The 22,710-nt window shown below is 46.8% G+C and carries 19 protein-coding genes; 14 read left to right on the top strand and 5 right to left on the bottom strand.

Annotation, left to right across the window (positions count from 1 at the left end):
- The first annotated feature begins 41 nt into the window (after positions 1-41).
- Positions 42-758, top strand: coding sequence for a fumarate/nitrate reduction transcriptional regulator Fnr (gene fnr, locus M1M80_RS19480; protein ID WP_003235867.1), 717 nt, complete (start codon positions 42-44; stop codon positions 756-758).
- A gap of 33 nt (positions 759-791) precedes the next feature.
- On the opposite strand, the gene M1M80_RS19475 is transcribed toward fnr, so the two are convergent.
- Positions 792-1,511: a YwiC-like family protein gene (locus M1M80_RS19475; protein WP_060399731.1), complete on the bottom strand. Its 720-nt coding sequence runs from the start codon at positions 1,509-1,511 to the stop codon at positions 792-794.
- A gap of 143 nt (positions 1,512-1,654) precedes the next feature.
- On the opposite strand from M1M80_RS19475, the gene arfM reads away from it, so the two are divergent.
- The 9 genes from arfM (at position 1,655) to M1M80_RS19430 (ending at position 13,465) form a co-directional block, all read left to right on the top strand.
- The gene (arfM, locus tag M1M80_RS19470) at positions 1,655-2,131 is read left to right on the top strand and encodes a Crp/Fnr family transcriptional regulator ArfM (RefSeq protein ID WP_060399730.1); all 477 of its coding nucleotides are present in this window, start codon (positions 1,655-1,657) and stop codon (positions 2,129-2,131) included.
- Between the two features lie 217 nt (positions 2,132-2,348).
- Entirely contained in the window at positions 2,349-6,035 is a 3,687-nt protein-coding gene (locus tag M1M80_RS19465; protein WP_060399729.1) for a nitrate reductase subunit alpha, read from the top strand.
- Complete coding sequence (narH, locus tag M1M80_RS19460) at positions 6,025-7,488, top strand: nitrate reductase subunit beta (protein WP_060399728.1); 1,464 nt, start codon at positions 6,025-6,027, stop codon at positions 7,486-7,488. The genes M1M80_RS19465 and narH overlap by 11 nt, the downstream gene beginning before the upstream one ends.
- Before the next feature lie 26 nt (positions 7,489-7,514).
- Positions 7,515-8,069, top strand: a complete 555-nt coding sequence (gene narJ, locus M1M80_RS19455; RefSeq protein WP_060399727.1) for a nitrate reductase molybdenum cofactor assembly chaperone — start codon at positions 7,515-7,517, stop codon at positions 8,067-8,069.
- Positions 8,066-8,737 carry a respiratory nitrate reductase subunit gamma gene (gene narI / locus M1M80_RS19450; protein WP_060399726.1) on the top strand — a complete coding sequence of 224 codons (672 nt, stop codon included), beginning with the start codon at positions 8,066-8,068 and terminating at the stop codon, positions 8,735-8,737. Before narJ ends, narI begins: the two co-directional genes overlap by 4 nt.
- 143 nt (positions 8,738-8,880) lie before the next feature.
- Positions 8,881-9,510, top strand: coding sequence for a YitT family protein (locus tag M1M80_RS19445; protein ID WP_003235849.1), 630 nt, complete (start codon positions 8,881-8,883; stop codon positions 9,508-9,510).
- A 102-nt stretch (positions 9,511-9,612) separates the two neighbouring features.
- Positions 9,613-11,115, top strand: a complete 1,503-nt coding sequence (gene cls, locus M1M80_RS19440; RefSeq protein WP_060399725.1) for a cardiolipin synthase — start codon at positions 9,613-9,615, stop codon at positions 11,113-11,115.
- Between the two features lie 88 nt (positions 11,116-11,203).
- Positions 11,204-12,931 carry an ABC transporter ATP-binding protein gene (locus M1M80_RS19435; protein ID WP_060399724.1) on the top strand — a complete coding sequence of 576 codons (1,728 nt, stop codon included), beginning with the start codon at positions 11,204-11,206 and terminating at the stop codon, positions 12,929-12,931.
- A 9-nt stretch (positions 12,932-12,940) separates the two neighbouring features.
- Entirely contained in the window at positions 12,941-13,465 is a 525-nt protein-coding gene (locus tag M1M80_RS19430; RefSeq protein WP_060399723.1) for a dihydrofolate reductase family protein, read from the top strand.
- A 41-nt stretch (positions 13,466-13,506) separates the two neighbouring features.
- On the opposite strand, the gene M1M80_RS19425 is transcribed toward M1M80_RS19430, so the two are convergent.
- From M1M80_RS19425 to cls (M1M80_RS19415), 3 genes are all read right to left on the bottom strand, one after another.
- Positions 13,507-13,779 (bottom strand): hypothetical protein, encoded by a 273-nt coding sequence (locus M1M80_RS19425; protein ID WP_003235842.1) that lies wholly within the window; start codon positions 13,777-13,779, stop codon positions 13,507-13,509.
- Between the two features lie 80 nt (positions 13,780-13,859).
- Positions 13,860-14,822 carry a UV DNA damage repair endonuclease UvsE gene (uvsE, locus tag M1M80_RS19420; protein ID WP_060399722.1) on the bottom strand — a complete coding sequence of 321 codons (963 nt, stop codon included), beginning with the start codon at positions 14,820-14,822 and terminating at the stop codon, positions 13,860-13,862.
- Between the two features lie 12 nt (positions 14,823-14,834).
- On the bottom strand, positions 14,835-16,034 hold the full coding sequence (cls, locus tag M1M80_RS19415) for a cardiolipin synthase (protein ID WP_060399721.1): 1,200 nt from the start codon (positions 16,032-16,034) through the stop codon (positions 14,835-14,837).
- Between the two features lie 154 nt (positions 16,035-16,188).
- Between cls (M1M80_RS19415) and M1M80_RS19410 the strand changes: the two genes are divergently transcribed.
- The 4 genes from M1M80_RS19410 (at position 16,189) to pyrG (ending at position 21,995) form a co-directional block, all read left to right on the top strand.
- Positions 16,189-18,306 carry a heterodisulfide reductase-related iron-sulfur binding cluster gene (locus M1M80_RS19410; RefSeq protein ID WP_060399720.1) on the top strand — a complete coding sequence of 706 codons (2,118 nt, stop codon included), beginning with the start codon at positions 16,189-16,191 and terminating at the stop codon, positions 18,304-18,306.
- The gene (gene acdA, locus M1M80_RS19405) at positions 18,303-19,442 is read left to right on the top strand and encodes an acyl-CoA dehydrogenase AcdA (RefSeq protein WP_060399719.1); all 1,140 of its coding nucleotides are present in this window, start codon (positions 18,303-18,305) and stop codon (positions 19,440-19,442) included. The genes M1M80_RS19410 and acdA overlap by 4 nt, the downstream gene beginning before the upstream one ends.
- 182 nt (positions 19,443-19,624) lie before the next feature.
- On the top strand, positions 19,625-20,146 hold the full coding sequence (gene rpoE / locus M1M80_RS19400; protein WP_003235832.1) for a DNA-directed RNA polymerase subunit delta: 522 nt from the start codon (positions 19,625-19,627) through the stop codon (positions 20,144-20,146).
- Between the two features lie 241 nt (positions 20,147-20,387).
- The gene (gene pyrG, locus M1M80_RS19395; RefSeq protein WP_003235830.1) at positions 20,388-21,995 is read left to right on the top strand and encodes a glutamine hydrolyzing CTP synthase; all 1,608 of its coding nucleotides are present in this window, start codon (positions 20,388-20,390) and stop codon (positions 21,993-21,995) included.
- Positions 21,996-22,077: 82 nt separating this feature from the next.
- Here the strand turns inward: pyrG and M1M80_RS19390 are convergent, their stop codons facing one another.
- A complete protein-coding gene (locus M1M80_RS19390) occupies positions 22,078-22,599 on the bottom strand; it encodes a DUF2529 domain-containing protein (protein ID WP_060399718.1) in 522 nt (173 codons plus the stop codon).
- Between the last annotated feature and the right edge of the window lie 111 nt (positions 22,600-22,710).

Here is a 22,710-nt window from a genome sequence, read left to right as displayed (position 1 = left end):
ACAATAGACATACGCAACGTGACTTTCTTCGAGGTGAGCTCATGAATTTTCTCTCTGTTCGACCATCTGACAGTGACTTTCTTTCCAGCGATCTGCATGAATTGCTGGAATCAATCAGCACGAAAAGAAAAATGGAAAAACACACGTATTTGTTTCAAGAAGGAATGGATGCAGAAGAGCTTTATCTGATTCAATCAGGACTCATTGAAATCGGCAAGCTGACGTCTGACGGAAAAGACCTGACACTTAGAATCTGCCAAAAAAACGATATCGTCGGGGAATTAACACTTTTCACTGAAGAACCGAGATATATGCTCAGTGCGAAAGTGCTAGAGGATGGCGAGGTGCTCGTCATTAATAAAAGCAAGCTGGAAAAGGAATTAACCCAAAACGGTGCTTTGACATTTGAATTTATGAAATGGATGAGCACCCACCTCCGGAAAATTCAGTCCAAAATCAGAGATCTGCTTCTTCACGGCAAAAAGGGGGCGCTCTACTCCACTCTTATCCGCTTATCAAACAGCTACGGGGTGGAACGAAGCGACGGCATTCTGATTAACATTGTGCTGACAAATCAGGATTTGGCAAAGTTTTGCGCGGCGGCAAGGGAGAGTGTCAACCGGATGCTGGGAGATCTCCGCAAACAAGGGGTGATTTCGATAGAAGAATCCGGAAAAATTATTTTGCACAAGCGGGACTATTTGCGATGCGAGATTGAGTGTGAAAATTGTCCGCTGGAGATTTGCAATATTGACTGAAGAAACCAAGGACCGCCGGCGGTCCTTGGTTTTTTATCTTGTGATAAATATACACATGACGGCGAAAAAGAAGCAGGCATTTACGATTTCCAGAATGCCGATCGTTTTCACAGGCCAATCCCTTCCGTGAAAAAACCATGCCCGCAAACTGCTTGGGATAAAAGCAAGAAATGCCCATCCTGCTCCGAGAAGACCAGATAAAAAGGGGAGCAGCAGGTGATATCCCCATGACCAGTATGCAAATGCGCTGTTTTTTCTCTCCCGGATCACCGACTTCACATAAAAGGAACTCCCGATAAAAAATAAAGCAGATTGAGAGAAAATAAACCAAGCCCAGCCGTCAAGGGTTCCATTCCCCAGCCAGCAGCTTGCAAGTCCGCCTGAACAAAAGAACAAGACACCTGCAATATCATTCACTAGCGCTCGTTCGTTTTTTCGGCGGGCGTAATACATATGTATGAGAAACAGCGGCAATAAAGAAACGCCAACCCAGATGAGCGGCGGCTTATGAAAGACAGAGGCTAATAAAAAGCAGCAGGCTGGAAAACCGTAATAACAAATCCACTTTTGATAGGGTTTGATTTGTTTCTTTTTTAAGGCGAGCGTAACAGGATAAACCGCCAAGTAAAGGAAAAGCCAGCCTAGGAATAGCGGAATATGCCAGAAAACGGGACCTCCCTTGATCATGCCGAGTAAAAATGGAATCAGCAGCATCGCCCATGCGCCGTGCTGCTTCGGAATCAGTGCCTTCATCAAAATCCTCCTTTTTTATTTCATTATAAATGCAGTCATCCCCCCGATAAGTGACATTCATCATACAAGCTGTGAAATACATCACTGCTGTACAGGCTCAATCGAGCTACACTAAAGTTATCCTTAGCACAGGAGGCTTTCCTATGAATCAGTGTGACTATTTATTATTTCTGAAACAACTTCCCATGTTTAATGAAGTGCCTCTATCCATTGTCGAAACCTTGCTGAAAAACGGGACGTTGATCCGCGGCTCATCTGATCAGTCTCCATCCTTTCTCCATTCTCAATCCGTTTATATTGTATTAAAAGGAAGTATCCGTTTTATGGACAGCAGGCTCCCTGAAGGATCGAAAACCGTTGCGCTTTTGGAAAAAGGCGATGTGTTTCCGATTGATGAAAAAGGCGGGCTGTATTTATCGCCTTTTATCTCAGTCAATGCCTCTCAAGACATTCTGATACTCAATATCCCTTATTACATATTTAAAAAAATGATGTCTTACAATCCGCAGCTGCAAATGAATTTTTTGGCCATGCTTCAGCAAAATGTCTTTTGTTCCTATCAATTATTTTTGCGGTATCTGCATTCATCACAGGATGAAAACGCCGAACCCGGTTCTTAATTAGAACCGGTTTTTTGATCTTTGAATGAAAGTCGGCTAATGACTCAGGCGTCCTGCCTGAACGCCGCCTTCATCACATCCCTGTGAAAGTCCTTCCTTCTCCTTTGTGTGAACATTTTGTGAAAAAAGCAGAGTGTGTGACATAGTTCACAAGGAAATACGCTTTCTCTGTTTATAGTGAACTTAGCATCACCTGACTCGGAAGGAGTGAACTCTCATGAAGAAAAAGAAAATGAGTCCGTTGTTTAGGAGATTGAACTATTTCTCTCCTATCGAACACCATTCAAATAAACATAGCCAAACCACCCGCGAAGATCGCGATTGGGAGAATGTATACAGAAACAGATGGCAGTACGACAAAGTCGTTCGCTCCACCCACGGCGTCAACTGCACGGGGTCCTGCAGCTGGAATATTTATGTGAAAAACGGAATTGTCACATGGGAAGGACAAAACTTGAATTATCCTTCAACAGGCCCGGATATGCCTGATTTCGAACCGAGAGGCTGTCCGCGGGGGGCCAGTTTTTCATGGTACATTTACAGCCCGCTCCGTGTGAAATATCCGTACGTGCGCAGTGTGCTGATCAATTTGTGGCGGGAAGCACTGCAGGCTCATCAAAATCCATTGGAAGCCTGGAAATCGATCGTTGAAAACCCTGGAAAAGCGAAGTCCTATAAACAGGCAAGAGGGAAAGGCGGGTTTGTGCGTGCTGAATGGCCGGAGGTGCTGAAGCTGATTTCAGCCTCTCTGCTATATACAGTTATGAAATACGGGCCTGACCGGAATGTCGGTTTTTCTCCGATTCCGGCCATGTCCATGATCAGCCACGCGTCAGGCTCCCGGTTTATGTCATTAATCGGCGGCCCTATGCTCAGTTTTTATGACTGGTATGCGGATCTTCCTCCGGCGTCCCCGCAAATTTGGGGTGACCAGACAGACGTTCCGGAAAGCAGTGATTGGTACAATTCAGGCTATATCATCACATGGGGCTCCAACGTTCCGTTAACGAGAACACCTGACGCGCACTTTTTGGCGGAGGCCCGCTATAAAGGCGCTAAGGTCATTTCGATCAGTCCGGATTTTGCGGAATCCTCAAAGTTCGCGGATGACTGGCTGAGTATCCGCCAAGGGACTGACGGGGCGCTTGCGATGGCGATGGGTCACGTCATTTTGCAGGAATTTTACGTGAATCAAGAGACGGAACGTTTTATTAAGTACGCGAAGCAATACACGGATTTTCCATTCTTCGTTACCCTGTCAAAAGAAAATGGCGTATATACAGCGGGGCGGTTTCTGCATGCCAAGGACATCGGGCGGCAGACAAAGCATGATCAGTGGAAGCCTGCGGTCTGGAATGAACAGACAAACGCATTTGCCATACCGCAAGGGACAATGGGCTCCCGCTGGGACGGGCAGCAGAAGTGGAACCTCCACATGGTCGATGAAGAAACCGGAGAACCGATTGAGCCCCGTCTCTCTGTGCTCGGAATAGAGGACGAAATCGGAACGGTGCGCATCCCGTATTTTTCAAATGACGGAAACAAAGTGCTTGAGCGGGATCTTCCTATTAAAAAACTGGACCTGAACGGTGAAGAGGTATGTGTCACAACCGTGTTTGACTTGATACTGGCCAACTACGGCGTAAACCGGGGCATCGGTGAACAATCAGCCGTCTCTTATGATGATCCTCACCCGTTTACACCTGGCTGGCAGGAACAGATGACGGGAATCAAAAAAGAAGCCGTCATTAAAATTGCCAGAGAGTTTGCCCAAAATGCGATTGATACAGACGGCCGCTCCATGATTATCGTAGGAGCGGGGATCAACCACTGGTTCAACTCCGACACGATCTACCGAGCGGTGTTAAATCTAGTTTTACTGGTAGGCGCCCAAGGCGTAAACGGCGGAGGCTGGGCCCATTATGTGGGGCAGGAAAAACTCCGTCCTGCTGAAGGGTGGCAGACGATTGCCAATGCAAAGGACTGGGAGGGCGTGCCCAAGCTGCAAAACGGCACCTCATTTTTCTATTTTGCGACAGACCAGTGGCGTTACGAGGACCAGCCGATCAGTGACCTGGCTTCACCGATCGCTGCGTCATCCCGCTACAAGCATCACGCCGATTATAATGTGCTGGCGGCGCGCTTAGGGTGGCTGCCGTCCTACCCGACATTCAATAAAAACGGCATTGATCTATACAAAGAAGCTGAAAGAGCGGGGGCGGCAACACCTAAAGACGTCGGTGCGTATGTGGCCTCACAGCTTCAAGAGAAAAAACTGAAGTTCGCGATTGAAGATCCCGACAATGAAGCCAATTTTCCAAGGAATCTCTTCGTATGGCGGGCAAATCTGATCTCCAGCTCAGGAAAAGGGCATGAATATTTTCTCAAGCATCTGCTGGGGACGACGAACGGTTTGATGAATGACGACAGCGACAGCATCCGCCCTGAAGAAATCAAATGGCGGGAGCAGGCGCCGGAAGGAAAGCTCGACTTATTAATCAACCTTGATTTTCGAATGGCGGGTACGGCGCTGTATTCCGATATCGTGCTGCCGGCGGCGACATGGTATGAAAAACATGATCTCAGCAGCACGGATATGCATCCGTTCATTCATCCTTTCGCTCCGGCCATCTCGGCTCCATGGGAATCCAAATCAGACTGGGATATTTTCAAGGCTCTGTCAAAAGCCGTTTCCGATCTGGCAGAAGAAGTCGATATGGAGCCGGTGAAAGAAGTGGTAGCAACGCCGCTCCTCCACGACACGATGCAGGAATTGGCCCAGCCGTTCGGCAAAATCAATGACTGGAGCAAAGGCGAATGTGAAGCCATTCCGGGAAAAACGATGCCGAACATCCAAGTCGTTGAACGGGATTACAAGCATATTTTTCATAAAATGACCGCGCTCGGGCCTTACGCCGGTTTAAAACCGAGCGGAACAAAAGGGATGAGCTGGTCGATAGCTGATGAATATGAATCACTCAAAAAGAGGCTGGGAGAAATCACCTCGGACAGCATCGCGAAGGGATGTCCGAATATAAGTGAAGCAAAACAGGCGGCAGAAGCAATTTTAACCCTATCATCCACCTCGAATGGAAAAGTCGCAGTAAAAGCATGGGAATCACTTGAAAACATCACAAACCTGAAGCTGAAAGACTTGGCGGAAGAACGGGAGGAAGAATGCTTTACGTTTGAACAAATTACAGCCCAGCCGAAAACGGTCATCACGTCTCCGGCATTTACCGGCTCAGAAAAAGGAGGGCGCAGGTACTCGCCGTTTACGACGAACGTTGAAAAATTAATCCCATGGCGGACGCTGACGGGCAGACAATCTTATTATGTCGATCATGAACTGATGATGGAATTCGGTGAAACGATGGCGACATTTAAACCGATCCTCCAGCATCGTCCGTTCCTAAGCAAGCGGCCTGATCAAGAGGGCAAAGAAATCGTCCTTAATTATTTGACGCCGCATAATAAATGGTCCGTCCACAGCATGTATTTTGATTCCTTGCCGATGCTGACGCTGTTCCGCGGCGGGCCGACCGTGTGGATGAATAAAGATGATGCAATGGATACGGATATCAAAGACAACGATTGGATTGAATGTTTTAACCGAAACGGCGTTGTCGTCGCGAGAGCGGTTTTGTCTCACCGGATTCCTAAAGGAATGGCGTTTATGCACCATGCCCAAGACCGCCACATCAATGTGCCCGGCACAAAACTGACGAATAACCGCGGAGGCACCCATAACAGTCCGACAAGGATTCACGTCAAGCCGACACAGATGATCGGGGGCTATGCCCAGCTCAGCTACGGCTTTAACTATTACGGTCCAACAGGGAATCAGCGCGACCTGAACGTCGTCATCCGCAAGCTGAAGGAGGTCGATTGGCTTGAAGATTAAAGCGCAAATCGGTATGGTCATGAACCTGGATAAATGCATCGGCTGCCACACGTGCAGCGTCACCTGCAAAAACACGTGGACAAACCGTTCCGGTGCAGAATATATGTACTTCAATAATGTAGAAACAAAGCCGGGCATCGGCTACCCGAAGCAATGGGAGGATCAAGACAAATATAAAGGCGGCTGGACATTGAAAAAAGGTAAGCTCGAGCTGAAATCAGGCCCGAAAACAAACCGGCTTGCAGGCCTTTTCTATAATCCGAACCAGCCGTCGATTGATGATTACTATGAACCTTGGAACTATGATTATGAAACATTAACAAACAGCCCGCAGAAAAAACACCAGCCAGTGGCGCGCCCGAAATCGTCCTTGACCGGGGACTTTATGAATATTGAATGGGGCCCGAACTGGGAGGATGATCTCGCAGGCGGCCATATTACGGGACTTGAAGATCCAAACGTGCAAAAGATGGAGGAATCGATCAAAACAGAATTCGATGAGGTCTTTATGATGTATCTGCCGCGTATTTGCGAGCACTGCATCAACCCAGCGTGTGTTTCGTCTTGCCCGTCCGGCGCCATGTACAAACGCGAGGAAGACGGCATTGTGCTTGTCGATCAAAACGCATGCCGTTCATGGAGATATTGCGTCTCATCCTGTCCATATAAAAAAGTCTATTTTAACTGGCAAACGAACAAAGCGGAAAAATGCACACTCTGCTTTCCGCGCTTGGAGGCGGGACTGCCGACCATCTGCTCTGAGACGTGTGTAGGCAGAATCCGCTATCTCGGTGTCATGCTGTATGACGCGGACAAAGTGGAGGAAGCGGCATCTGTTGAAAATGAAAAGGATCTCTACCATTCCCAATTGGACGTTTTTCTTGATCCGAATGATCCTGAGATTGCCAAATTGGCAAAAGAACAAGGCATCCCGGCTGAATGGATAGAGGCCGCGCAGCAATCGCCGGTCTATAAAATGATCATTGATTGGAAGATTGCGCTGCCGCTTCATCCTGAGTACCGCACGCTGCCGATGGTTTGGTACATTCCGCCGCTTAGCCCGATTATGAATCTCTTTGAAGGAAAAGGCAGCCGGCAATCTGGGGAAGATATTTTTCCGGCTATCGACCAAATGAGAATTCCGATTGACTATTTGGCACAGCTATTAACGGCCGGTGATACCGATCATATTCGGTCAACATTAAAGAAAATGTCTGTCATGCGCCAGTATATGAGAGCGGTCCAGACGAATAAAACCGTCGACCCGGCACTGATTTTCAGTGTCGGCTTAACAGAACAGCAAATTGAAGACATGTATCGGCTGCTTGCGATCGCCAAATATGATGACCGCTTTGTGATTCCGAGCAGCCATCGAGAAGAAGTGTCTGATTTATACGCTGAGCAAGGGAGCTGCGGCTTATCATTTTCAGGCGGTCCCGGCTCTTGTTTCTAATTTTTGATTAAATGAGGTGTAACAAGATGAACACCACAGATCGGCAAATCACGTTCTCCGCTCTTTCCTATCTTCTTTCTTATCCGGATGAAGAGTGGAGAGCCGAGCTTCCCGATTGGAAGGCTCTTATCCTTGAAATCGGCAACCAGCAAATCCGGGAGAAGCTGCTGCACTTTTTCGATGCGACAGCCGGCTTTTCTCAAGAAGCGCTGATTGAACACTATGTCTATACGTTTGACTTCGGGAAAAAAACGAATATGTACGTCACCTACTTTAACTCAGGCGAGCAAAGGGAACGAGGCATTGAATTGCTGCAATTAAAAAACACATACGAGCAATCCGGCTTCCTGCCGACAGAGAAAGAGCTGCCTGATTACCTGCCGCTTATGCTGGAATTTGCCGCGATTGCGGAGATTGAAGCAGCAAGAAGTGTGTTTGAGAAATATCTGTCCAATGTGAGGGAGCTGGCATCCCGTCTCGAAAAAAATGACAGCATCTATGCTGAGCTGCTGCACGTGCTGCTGGACGCACTGGAAAACATCGGCATGCGTGAAAGCGTTGAAGGGGCTGTTCAGGCATGAGCGGGCAGATCCTGTGGGGCGTGATGCCATACATTGTATTGACGATCTTTATCGGCGGCCATATTTACCGCTATCAGCATGACCAATTTGGCTGGACGGCGAAATCAAGCGAGCTGTTGGAAAAGAAAAAACTTGCGGCGGGCAGCACACTTTTTCACTGGGGCATGGTGTGCGTTATCGGCGGGCATCTCATGGGGATTTTGATCCCGGAAGCCTTGTACTCTTCCATTGGCATTTCAGAGCATGTGTATCACAAAATGGCGATTGGCGCAGGCCTGCCGGCGGGGATCGTGGCATGTACCGGACTTATCATCCTGACGTACAGAAGGCTGTTTGACAAAAGAATCCGCAAAACCAGCTCGCCATCGGATATCCTTACGCTCCTCCTGCTGTTGTTCATGATGCTGTCGGGTGTTGCAGCCACGTTTCTCAACATTGATTCGAAAGGATTTGATTACCGGACAACTGTAGGGCCGTGGTTCAGGGAAATCGTTTTGTTCAGGCCTGACGCCTCCTTGATGGAGAGTGTCCCGCTATGGTTTAAGCTTCATATTATTATAGGATACGTCGTTTTTATCCTGTGGCCGTTTACGAGATTGGTTCACGTGTTCAGCCTTCCGCTCAAATATTTGACACGAAGCTATGTCGTGTATCGGAAACGCTCGTAAAAATCCCCCCTCAATGAGGGGGATTTTTTATATTGATTAAAATAAAAACGCAAGATATTTTCTGCCAAGGTAATGGCTGGGCGGCCAGGAATCCTGTTATGTTTGTATTTGGAAATAACATCATCTAAAAAGGAGAGTGAAGAATGAAGCGGATTTTACTCATTTTAACTGCTTGTCTTATGACAAGCGCCGGGGTCCTGACTCTCAGACATTCTCATGTATTAACCGGCGGCACAGCCGGACTGTCACTAAGCCTGACATACTTGTTTCATTCCTCGTTTGCTATTATCTTCTTTCTGATTAATATCCCGTTTTATATATTTTCTCTCATCAGAATGGGCATCACATTCACCTTATCCACTGTATTTGCAGTCACAGCGCTGACTCTGTTTACAGGCGCGGATCACTGGCTGCCGCCTGTCTCTTTTTCACCGCTTGCCGGGGCGATTTGCGGCGGGGCGCTGATTGGATTCGGCCTGTCACTCATGTTTTATCATCAGGCATCCCTCGGCGGCGCCAATATTCTCGCTTTATTTATGCAAAAACGGTACGGATGGAATCCCGGGACAGTTAATTTCCTCTTTGATTTTGCCGTAGTGCTGGCCGGCATCTTCTCAGTCGGCTTGCTGAAAGGGCTCTGCTCCTTAGTGTCGATTGCGGTCACGGGCCTGATCGTCAGCTTCTTCAGAAATAAAATCAAAAGCAGCTACTCTCTCAACTCGGCTTTGTTCCAGAACATCACACCCGGCCAATCACAGGAAGCCTCATCATAAGCCTTTCCGCCTCGTGCGGGGAGGCTTTTTTTCTGCAAAGGTTTAAATGTTAGAAAGAAGAGGAAATACGGAGGTAATCGGATCAGATTGGAGAGAATCAGGATGCTGAAAAGGAGACTGGAGTTTTTCTTTTTATATATGATGCTTATCGGGGCATATGTTATATGGTTTTTTCCGGTTTCTAGACTTGAGTTTTACGGAGGATTGCTTTGCTATGGAAGTATTATTTTGTTCAGCATCTATTCGTTAATTCTTGAAAACCGCACCTCGCAGCACACGCTGTTATGGATTCACATTCTTGTCTTTTTTCCGATCGCCGGCTATATGTTTTATCTGTTTTCCGGACAGCTTTATGTGAAGGGAAAGCTGTTTAAGACAAAACGAATGTACAACAGGGAAAAGCTCAGGAAGCTGTTTGACATGGAGGAAACGCCGGAAGTGACAGGGCTGAAGGACAATCAGGAAAGGTTCTTTACGTATTCCATCAGGGCTGCCCATATGAATATCAATACGAAAAGCAATATCAAAGTGCTGAAAAACGGTGAAGAAACCTTCCCGGACATTTTCAAAGCGATGAGGAAAGCGGAATTTTATATACATATTGAATACTACATGTTTAAATCAGACATGCTCGGCCGCGGCATGATGGACATTATGATGGAGAAAGCGCGCCAGGGTGTCGAGGTGCGGTTTTTATATGACGCCGCAGGGAGCATCAAGCTGGCAAGCAGAGATATCATGAAAATGAAACAAGCGGGAGTGGACATCGTTCCGTTTTCTCCCCTGAAATACGGGTTCTTCAATCAGAAACTGAATTTTAGAAATCACCGGAAAATCGTGATCATCGATGGGAAAATCGGTTTTGTGGGCGGATTAAATGTCGGGAAGGAATATATCAGCAGAGATCCGTACATCGGGTTTTGGAGAGATACTCACCTGCGGCTGGAAGGAGAAATTGTGCAAACGCTTCACGCCATTTTTATGCTGGATTGGGAATATGTCTCCAATGAAGTGTTAATTGATCAAGAGGCGTACAATACGCCGGTTCCCGTGGAGGGAGGGGGCATTTATCAAATTGTCGCGACAGGCCCTGACATGAAGGAAAGCATGAGCGACCTTTATTATGAAATGATTTCTTCAGCGCAGAAATCAGTATGGATTGCCACGCCCTATTTTGTCCCGAATGAGTCCATTCGCACGGCGCTGAAAGCAGCGGCGACAAAAGGCGTGGAGGTAAGGGTGATGGTGCCGGAGAAGAACGACAGCTTTTTGACGCAATACGCGTCGAGATCCTATTTCCCAGAGCTGCTTCTGGAGGGCATTGAAGTGTATTCGTATCAAAAAGGCTTCATGCATCAAAAAGTCATGATCGTTGATGGCGACCTCGCCTCCGTCGGCACCGCGAATATGGACATGCGCAGCTTCCAGCTCAACTTTGAAGTGAACGTGTTCTTCGCAGATGCCGAAGCGATTCGCACCCTTGAAGCCCATTTCGAAGAGGATATGGTGGATAGTGAAAAACTCAGCCCTGTCGGCTTTTATAAAAGGGGAATGGCCGACCGGACAAAAGAATCCTTTGCCCGTCTGTTTTCAGGTGTTCTGTAAGAAAAAAGAAATCTGATCTTTCAAAACAGCCGGTGTATAGTATAATTGAGAAATGTTATCAGTTATTTATACATTGGGGGAAGATAAGGTGCTGCGGCAGTTTTTTTCGTATTATAAACCATATAAAACGTTGTTCTTTCTCGACTTTTTCTCGGCGATCGCGGGAGGCTTAATGGAGCTGAGTTTTCCTTTGATCGTCAATTATTTTATTGATACCTTGCTTCCGGGCAGGGACTGGGGGCTGATCATCGCGACCTCAATCGGCTTATTTGCGGTGTACGCGCTCAGCTCCGCACTCCAGTATATCGTCACATACTGGGGGCACATGCTCGGGATCAATATCGAGACCGATATGAGAAAGTCGCTTTTTGACCATTTGCAAAAGCTCTCATTCAAATTTTACGACAACAACAAGACAGGAACGCTGATGTCGAAGCTGACGAACGATTTAATGTACATCGGCGAAGTTGCCCATCACGGCCCGGAAGATTTATTCATTGCCGTCATGACCATTCTCGGGGCGTTCGGGGTGATGCTGTTTATTAACTGGCAGCTGGCATTATTAACGTTTATCATCATGCCGATTGTTATTTGGCTTGCGCTTTATTTCAACAAAAAAATGACCAAAGCATTTACCACGCTGAACAAAGATATCGGAGACTTCAGCGCACGGGTAGAAAATAATATCGGCGGGATTCGGCTCGTGCAGGCGTTCGGCAATGAAGCGTTTGAAAAAGAACGCTTCGCCGTCAACAATCAGCGTTTCCGTGTCACAAAGCTTTCCTCATACAAAATCATGGCGAAAAACGGTTCCATCAGCTATATGCTGACTCGGTTTGTCACGCTGTTTGTCCTTTTGTGCGGAACGTGGTTTGTCATTCGCGGTTCCTTATCGTACGGGGAATTTGTGGCGTTTGTGCTCCTGACGAATGTACTGTTCAGGCCTATTGACAAAATTAATGCCATTATCGAAATGTATCCGAGGGGGATCGCCGGTTTTAAAAGCTATATGGAACTGATGGAGACAGAGCCGGATATTCAGGATTCTCCGGATGCGAGAGTCGTTTCCGGCCTGAAGGGCAATATCCGCTATGAAGATGTTTCATTTGGCTATGATGACCACCACAACGTCCTCAATGACATTAACCTGTCTATTCAAGCGGGGGAAACGGTTGCGTTCGTCGGTCCGTCAGGCGCGGGAAAATCAACGCTTTGCAGTCTGCTTCCGCGCTTTTATGAAGCATCGGAGGGCGACATTACGATCGACGGCATCAGCATTAAAGATATGACACTGTCTTCACTGCGGGGGCAGATTGGCGTCGTGCAGCAGGACGTTTTCTTATTCTCGGGCACGCTTCGAGAAAATATCGCCTACGGCCGATTAGACGCATCAGAAGAAGACATTTGGCAGGCTGTGAAACAGGCGCATCTGGAAGAGCTCGTCCATAACATGCCGGATGGATTGGATACCATTATCGGTGAACGCGGCGTGAAGCTCTCCGGCGGGCAAAAGCAGCGGCTGTCAATTGCACGGATGTTCTTGAAAAATCCGTCAATCCTGATTCTCGACGAAGCAACCTCGGCTCTTGATACAGAAACAGAAGCGGCGATCCAAAAGGCGCTTCAAGAATTGTCGGAGGGGCGCACGACGCTCGTGATCGCCCACAGATTGGCGACGATCAAAGACGCGGACAGAATTGTGGTCGTCACAAACAACGGTATTGAAGAACAAGGCCGCCATCAAGACCTGATTGAAGCCGGAGGCCTATACAGCAGGCTGCATCAAGCGCAATTCGGGCAAATGGTTCAGCAATAGGAGGAAAATATGGATAGAAAAAATGTGCTGTACATTGCCGTTTCATTGGACGGGATGATCGCGAGAGAAGATGGAAGCATCGATTGGCTGGATGAATTTGAAGGTGAAGGCGATAACGGATACAGTGATTTTTATCAGACGGTTGATACCGTCATCTTAGGCCGGAGCACATATGAACACGTCAAAATCCTCACACCGGTTTTCCCGTATCAGGATAAAACATGCTACGTTTTCACAGGAACGCCCGGCAGTTATCAGGATGAACATGTGACATTTATCAATGAGAGAGCCAAGGCCTTTACTGACCGTTTGAAACGGGATAAAGGCTTAAACATCTGGATAGCAGGCGGGGCAGAGCTGGTGAATGCCATTATGAAAGAAGACGCCATCGACGAATTCATCATCACCATTATTCCAGTCGTTTTAGGGAGCGGCATCCCGCTGTTTCACGAACTAACAAATGAAACAAAGCTGCGGTTAAAAGGGATGAAACAATTTGGACAGGCGGTTCAGCTCCATTATGTAAGGCCATAAGAAAAAGGATAGACAAGATGTCTATCCTTTTTATATGTAAGTTAAAGCGCCTCTTTTTCAGCAGGCTCGACGATATTTTGGAATTTTTCAATCAGCTGTGATGCTTTGGTTCCTTCCACTACAATCAAATATTCCTTTTCATTATGAGCCATGCGGAACGTTTCAAGCTCAATTAAGCTTTTGATTTTGCACATCGTTTTCTTCGAATAAATATAAACCTCGTGGCTTCCGGAATGGCACATTTTATAAAGATGAATCAAATTTCTTAAAGTAAATGCCTGTGCGGCTACTTTCAGAGACTTGATGTTTTTCATGATCTTTCTCCTCCATCGATTGTTGTCTTATATAGCGTATGTTCCCAGAGCCGACGATCTGTAAACCTGATTTTGCACATTTAAGATTTCCATTGCAGCGTGCCGCCGCCGATGCGTTTGACGCCGCGGATGGAGCTTAATTCATCCATCAGGCGGAGAAGCGCCTTGTCTTTCTGTTTTGCTTCAATCATGAAATCAATATTTGTTCCCCATTGCCTGAAGCGTTCCAAGAGCGGCAGCAAAAAGTTGGCGTCAACATAATCGGCATGGCTGCGTATGGCTTGCTCCGATTTTGGGGAAGACAGGTGAACCTTTGGCTGCAGCCCGATCCGCTCCCACGTTTTGATCATCCGGGGCAGTGCTTCATTCAGGTCGGCGTGATCATCTTGATTGGCGTAAAAATGATGAAAGTCAAAGACAAACGGAACATCCTCTTTTTCACAGACCTGAAGTGTTTCTTCCGTCGTATATGTTTTATCATCATTTTCAAGCGTCAATCGCTGTTTGATCTCCTGCGGCAGCTGCTTCATATTTTGCTGAAATTGAGCAGTGGCAGTTTCTTTATCTCCGTAAGCGCCGCCAATATGAATGTTGATAACGGAGCGATCAGCAATGCCCATGGCTTCAAGCATGCGGTAGTGATACGCCATATCGGTTACCGCATTTTTTGTGACGGATTCCTTCGGGCTCGTAAACAGAGTGAATTGGTTGGGGTGAAAGCTTGTTCGCAGATGATGTGTTTTGACAAGCTCCCCGATCTCCCGAAATTCCTTTTGAAACGGCGTCACAAAATCCCACATCACATCGGGATGCGTGGCCAGCGGAACAATCGAGCTGGAAAAACGGTACAAAGGAATGCCGTGGCCGATGATATAGTGAAGGGTTCTCATCGTATTGCGCAAATTGGCTTTTGTCACAGTCAGAAGCGCTTCTTTTCTTTCATCCTTTGCAAGCTTGGAATAACGCGCGAATGTTAATGTTTTAGCGGGAGACGCATCCCAAAGGCTCATCGCGTTTGAAACGAACCCGAATCTGAAAATCATAGGAACTCTCCTTTATAAAAAATAAGATATTGCTCTGCCAAGCCATTCCGCCGGGCGCTGCCTGAATGTGCGTTTTTTGAAATTCTCCTTAGTCAGCAGCTCCGACCTTTTAATATCCTCTTCAATCGTGGCATAGACTTCTTTTGTAAAAGCTTTATCATCAATTTCAACATTCACCTCTTCATTTAAAAAGAAGCTTCGCTGATCAAAATTGGCGGTGCCGATGATGCTGAAATGATCGTCAATAATCAGGGCTTTCACATGATAAAACCCCTGATAAAAGCGGTAGATAAGACAGCCGGCATCCAAGAGCTCCGAATAATACGTATAAGCTGCTTCTCTGACTAGTGGATGATCTGATTTCATCGGCACGATGATCGTAACGGCTACACCGTTTTTTCTTGCTTTGACCAAGGCCTGCTGAAGTGATTTTGTCGGAATATAATAAGGTGTGCAAATGGTAATGCGCTCTTTTGCCTTCGCGATATTTGCCAAATACGTTTTTTCAAGAGAATAACCGTCAGTCGCATAAATCTTATGAGAGATATTCCCTTGCGGAAGCTCCGGCCAAACATCCGGGCTTAGTTCAGCTGATCCGGTATTTCGTTTCAAGTCGGCGGTAAAAAGCGTCTGAAGATCGCGGACGCCTTCTCCCTTCATACGCAAATGATAATCCTCCCAATTGCCGAACTTCGCCTTCTTTCCCAGGTATTCCTCACCGATGTTAAACCCGCCGATATAGCCGATTTTTCCGTCTATCACAGCGATTTTCCGGTGATTCCGTTTTTGCATATGAAAAAAGAAAAAAGGAAAACGAGGCTTGTTAAGAAAATGAACCTGAACCCCGGCATTTTTCATCGTCATCAGCGCCGGTTTTTTAATTTTTTGGCTGCCGGACCAATCCAGCAGCAAATAAACAGAAACACCGGCTTGTGCTTTTGCTTTCAGCAGCGTAAACATATTGTGGCTGACCTCATCGTTTTTCATAATAAAAAACATAACGTGAACTGAAGAAACGGCCTGGCGGATGTCTTCCATCATCCGTTCCACAAGATCAGCACCGCAGTGGATCAATTGAATATCGCTCTTCTTTTTTGAAAAAACAGGCTCGTACGCGTTTTTTTTATAAATGGCGCGTCCCATGAAGATATCAAGCAGAATGAAAGCCAATAGTATGATGACAATGATGAGAATCACGAAAAATATCTTCATCCCGGCACTCCTTTCCGTAGTAAAGGTAGTGTGCCCGAACAGCAGGAATTTAATTATTGACTGAACACTCATTCATTATTTATCATAAAGATAATCTTATACAGATTCGAGGGTAGGGGATCGCGGTCTTTATCAGTAAAAAGGGGGAATTGGAATGAGCGGCTTTCTCATCGCAAATGCATTGTTATTTCTGGTTGTAACCGCTTACGCTGTCTATTTGTTTGTTTACTTGGTCAAAACGAGACTGGCCTACATCAGGCTCGGCCAGAAAGAACAATTTGATAAACGGATCAAGGAACGGCTTCACGCCATTTGGGTGAATGTATTTGGACAGAAAAAACTGCTCAAGGACAAGAAAAGCGGAATCATTCACGTCATGTTTTTCTACGGATTTATATTGGTTCAGTTCGGAGCTATTGACTTTATCATCAAAGGACTGGCTCCCGATCGAAATCTGCCGCTTGGCCCTGTCTATCCCGCTTTCACCTTTTTTCAGGAAATCGTTACGTTTCTCATTTTAATTGCTGTGGGCTGGGCATTCTACAGACGTTATATCGAAAAGCTCGTCAGGCTGAAACGCGGTTTCAAAGCAGGACTTGTTCTCATTTTTATTGGGGGGTTAATGCTGACGGTTCTGCTTGGAAACGGGATGAATCTAATCTGGCATGAGCACGGGCTTTCTTGGAGCGAGCCGATAGCATCTGGTATTGCGTTTTTGCTTGGCGGAATTGGGAAAACAGGCGCGGCGGTCATTTTCTATATCGCATGGTGGATCCATCTTCTGTTTTTGCTGAGCTTTTTAGTGTACGTGCCTCAGTCGAAGCATGCCCATTTAATCGCCGGACCTGCCAATGTTTTTTTCAACAGAATGGAATCGGCCGGAAAGCTTGAAAAAATCGATTTTACCGACGAAACGAAAGAAAGCTACGGAGCGGGGAAAATAGAAGATTTTAGGCAGTCCCAACTGCTTGATCTGTACGCGTGTGTCGAGTGCGGCCGCTGCACCAATATGTGTCCTGCAACAGGCACCGGAAAAATGCTGTCGCCGATGGACTTGATTTTGCGCCTCAGAGACCATCTCACAGAAAAAGGCGCGGCCGTCACCTCACGCTCGCCTTGGGTGCCCGCGGCAGCGTTCCGGCATACGAGAGGCAATCAGCTGGCGGCAGCGTCAGCGGGCAGCGGATCGCAGGAAGCCGCCGCCGCGCTGGATTACAATCCGAGCTTGATCGGTGACGTCATCACAGAGGAAGAAATTTGGGCGTGCACCACTTGCCGGAATTGCGAGGATCAATGCCCCGTCATGAACGAACACGTGGATAAAATCATCGACCTCCGCCGCTACCTCGTACTGACAGAAGGAAAAATGGACAGTGACGCACAGCGCGCCATGACCAGTATCGAGCGGCAGGGAAATCCGTGGGGCCTCAACCGCAAGGAACGTGAAAATTGGCGTGACGCGGCGCCGGATGCCGAGATTCCGACCGTAAAAGAATTGAAAAAAGAAGGAAAAGAATTTGAGTACCTTTTCTGGGTCGGTTCCATGGGGTCTTACGACAACAGAAGCCAGAAAATCGCGGTCTCCTTTGCCAAGCTGCTCAATCACGCGGGCGTGTCCTTCGCGATCCTCGGCAATAAAGAAAAAAATTCAGGAGACACGCCGCGCCGCCTCGGAAATGAATTTTTGTTCCAAGAGCTGGCTGAGAAGAATATCTCTGAATTTGAAAAAAATGATATCAAAAAAATCGTTACGATCGACCCGCACGCATACAATTTATTTAAAAACGAATATCCGGATTTCGGATTTGAAGGCGAGGTTTATCATCATACAGAAGTGCTGGCCGAGCTGGTGAAGAACGGGAAATTAAAACCGCAGCACCCGCTACAAGAGGCGATTACCTTCCATGATTCATGTTACTTGGGCCGGTACAACGAAGTCTATGATCCGCCGAGGGAGATTTTGAAAGCCATTCCGGGCGTACAGCTGATTGAAATGGAAAGAAACCGGGAAACCGGCATGTGCTGCGGCGCCGGCGGGGGATTAATGTGGATGGAGGAAGAAACGGGCAACAGGATTAACGTCGCCAGGACAGAGCAAGCACTCGCGGTCAACCCATCGGTAATCAGCTCCGGCTGTCCGTACTGTCTCACGATGCTTGGGGACGGCACAAAGGCGAAAGAAGCCGAAGACCGGGTCAAAACGTATGACGTCGCCGAGCTTCTGGCCCAATCTGTCTTAGGCGCTGATATGAAAATGGGGGAGAAGCCATGAATTTTTCATTATCAGAAGAACACGAAATGATCAGGAAATTGGTCCGTGATTTTGCAAAGCATGAAGTGGCCCCGACAGCGGCAGAACGCGACGAACAAGAACGCTTCGACCGCGAGCTGTTTCGGGAAATGGCGAATCTAGGGCTGACGGGAATCCCGTGGCCTGAAGATTACGGAGGAATCGGAAGTGACTTTCTGGCTTACGTCATCGCGGTGGAGGAGCTTTCGAAAGTGTGCGCCTCCACCGGTGTGACGCTTTCCGCCCATATCTCTCTATGCAGCTGGCCGCTGTTTGCCTTTGGGACGGAAGAACAGAAAACAGAGCACTTAACACAGCTGGCCCTCGGAGAGAAAATCGGCGCTTTCGCTTTGACCGAAGCAGGGTCCGGTTCTGACGCCGGCGGCATGAAAACAACTGCTGAACGAATCGGCGATGATTATGTGTTAAATGGTTCAAAAGTGTTTATCACAAACGGCGGGATTGCGGATATTTACATTGTTTTTGCCGTCACCGATCCCGAGAAAAAGAAAAAAGGCATTTCCGCTTTTATAGTAGAAAAGGATTTCGAAGGATTTTTGACAGGCAAGAAAGAAAAGAAGCTGGGCATCCGTTCGTCCCCGACAACGGAAATCACGTTCGAAGATTGTGTTGTGCCTGCAGCAAACCGACTCGGAGAAGAAGGGGAAGGCTTCAAAATCGCGATGAAGACGCTAGACGGAGGCAGAAACGGCATTGCCGCTCAAGCTGTGGGAATCGCTCAGGGGGCGCTTGATGCGGCACTGCAATACGCAAAAGAGAGAAAGCAATTCGGAAAATCGATCGCCGAGCAGCAGGGCATCGCTTTTAAACTCGCAGATATGGCTACAATGATAGAAGCTTCAAGGCTATTGACCTATCAGGCAGCGTGGCTTGAATCATCAGGCCTTCAATATGGAAAAGCTTCCGCCATGTCCAAACTGCTGGCGGGGGATACGGCGATGAAGGTGACGACCGAAGCCGTGCAGATTTTCGGCGGCTACGGCTATACAAAAGATTATCCGGTTGAACGCTATATGCGTGATGCAAAAATCACGCAAATCTATGAAGGCACTCAAGAAATTCAAAGACTTGTCATCTCCCGAATGCTCGCGGATTGATGCAAAACATCTATCAGTCGGATCACTCTTGTAAAATTATTTAAATTAACGCCGTTAAGGGTAGCATATTCTGTTTTATTTTGTTTATAATGAGAGGTATGGTTTGTATAAGAACGATACAAAATCGCTTTCATTATTGATAAAACAGATACATATATGTAATAGAAAGGGAGTGTCCGACCTTGGGTATCAAACAATATTCACAGGAAGAGCTAAAGGAAATGGCTTTAGTTGAAATCGCTCACGAATTATTTGAAGAACATAAAAAACCAGTTCCATTTCAGGAGCTTTTAAATGAAATCGCATCTTTGCTCGGCGTGACAAAAGAAGAGCTTGGAGACCGCATCGCTCAATTTTATACAGATTTAAACATTGACGGCCGCTTCCTGGCGCTTTCTGACCAGACTTGGGGGCTTCGCAGCTGGTATCCGTATGATCAGCTTGACGAAGAAACGCAGCCGACAGTCAAGGCGAAAAAGAAAAAAGCGAAGAAAGCAGTCGAAGAAGATCTTGATCTTGACGAGTTTGAAGAGATCGACGAAGACGACATTGATTTAGATGAAGTCGAGGAAGAACTTGATCTTGACACCGACGATTTTGACGATGAAGATCTCGATGAAGACGACGACGATCTTGAGATCGAAGAAGATATTATTGATGAAGATGATGAAGACTATGAAGAAGAAGAAGAGGATCTCAAATAGTAAAAGATTTCATCTTCAAAACGATCTTGACTTTCATAGTCGAACTATGTAGTATGTATTTTGGGCTCTTCAAAAACGAAGAGAGAACATAGTACGTTATGCTCCCTTTCAAGAAATTGAAAGGGAGCTTTCTTATTTTCACCCCTCATTTTTCTTATAAATCATTTAAAAGGCTAAATGATTTTTTATAAAATAGTACATTTTAAAAATGTAGCTAAGAGCGAAGAGAGGAGCAAACGAAATGACGAAATATATTTTTGTAACTGGGGGAGTTGTATCCTCACTTGGAAAGGGTATTGTAGCAGCTTCATTAGGACGTTTGCTGAAAAACCGCGGAATGAATGTGACGATTCAAAAATTCGACCCATACATCAACGTTGACCCGGGAACAATGAGCCCGTACCAGCACGGTGAAGTATTCGTAACGGATGACGGCGCTGAAACAGACTTGGACCTTGGTCACTATGAGCGTTTTATCGACATCAACCTGAATAAATTCAGCAACGTGACAACAGGTAAAATTTATTCAACAGTTCTTAAAAAAGAACGCCGCGGAGACTACCTTGGCGGAACCGTACAGGTCATCCCGCACATCACAAACGAACTGAAAGACCGTGTTTACCGCGCGGGGAAAGAAACAAACGCAGATGTTGTCATTACAGAAATCGGCGGTACTGTCGGAGACATCGAATCACTGCCATTCCTTGAAGCGATCCGCCAAATGAAGAGCGACATCGGCCGTGAAAACGTAATGTACATCCACTGTACGCTTGTTCCTTACATTAAAGCTGCGGGTGAATTAAAAACAAAACCGACACAGCACAGCGTAAAAGAATTGCGCAGCTTGGGCATTCAGCCAAACATCATCGTCGTTCGTACAGAAATGCCGATTTCTCAAGATATGAAAGATAAAATCGCGCTATTCTGCGATATCGATACAAAAGCGGTTATCGAGTGTGAAGATGCGGACAACCTTTACTCCATTCCGCTCGAGCTTCAAAAACAAGGGCTTGATAAGCTCGTTTGCGAGCACATGAAATTGGAATGCAAAGAGGCGGAAATGTCCGAGTGGCATGAGCTTGTGAACAAAGTCAGCAACCTGTCTCAAACGATCACAATCGGCCTTGTCGGTAAATACGTTGAGCTTCCTGACGCATACATCTCTGTTGTCGAGTCTCTCCGCCATGCGGGGTATGCGTTTGACACAGATGTAAAAGTAAAATGGATCAACGCGGAAGAAGTGACAGAAAGCAACATCGAAGAGCTCACAAGCGGAACGGACGGCATCATCGTGCCGGGCGGATTCGGAGACCGCGGTGTTGAAGGTAAAATCGTCGCAACAAAATACGCGCGCGAAAACAAAATTCCGTTCTTGGGCATTTGCTTGGGCATGCAGGTTGCGTCTATTGAATATGCACGAAACGTACTGGGCTTAAAAGGCGCTCACTCAGCGGAAATTGATCCGTCAACGCAATACCCGATCATCGACCTTCTTCCTGAACAGAAGGATGTTGAGGATCTCGGCGGAACGCTTCGTCTCGGCCTTTACCCTTGTAAGCTTGAAGAAGGCACGAAAGCCTTTGAAGTGTATCAGGATGAAGTGGTGTATGAGCGTCACCGCCACCGTTATGAATTCAACAACGAATTCAGACAGCAAATGGAAGACCAAGGCTTCGTATTCTCAGGCACAAGCCCTGACGGACGCCTTGTTGAAATTATCGAGCTGAAAGACCACCCTTGGTTCGTGGCTTCTCAGTTCCACCCAGAGTTTAAGTCAAGACCGACAAGACCTCAGCCGTTATTCAAAGGCTTTATCGGAGCGTCTGTCGAAGCTGCAAATCAGAAGTAATAAAAAAAGACTTGCCGTTTGTCAAAAGCGGGCAAGTCTTTTTTATTTGTTTCCGGCAAGAGACAGCATGTACAATAAGATATTATGCATACTCTTGCAGAATTTCTTTTAATGTGAACGATAAAGCATGGTAGACATACAGTGCAGTCATTAAAGAGGGAAATCCGTAACGGGTGCCGTCTTCATCGGGCACAAGCGGCATTTTTAATTTAGAATCAATATGCACATCACAATATTGTTCAATTCCCGCACTGTCTTTGGCTGCCGGCGATACGCATACGACTCCCGCACCTTTTTCATAAAGCTCTTTCGCAAGCGCCTGCTCTTCGGCTGTGCCCGTCCCTGAACAAAACATCAGCACCCTGTCGCTTTCTGTCACTTCCTCAGCGCTTTCTGGAAAGGCTTTGATGGATGGGAAGGGTTCTTTGCTTTCGGTGGCCTCATAAAAGACGCCCTGAAGCTCATTAGCTCCATATAAATAAATGGAATGCCCGCTGATCACCGCTTGAGCAAGCAGCCGCGCCCCATCTTCAATCGCGTCAGATTCCTTATCCTGAATGCGGGAAAAAATACCTGTTAACTGCGTCGTAAATATTTTCAACATAAGTGAATCCTCCTTTATAACGTACAATATCAGTATACAACAAAAGAGAAAATGCTCAGAAAATGTCGTAAAGTAGACTATTATAATTAAAGGAAATAGGAAAATCAAACA

Source organism: Bacillus inaquosorum (genome assembly GCF_023238325.1).
In the GTDB taxonomy this organism is placed as follows: Bacteria; Bacillota; Bacilli; order Bacillales; family Bacillaceae; genus Bacillus; species Bacillus inaquosorum.
This window is presented reverse-complemented; position numbering and strand designations above follow the sequence as displayed.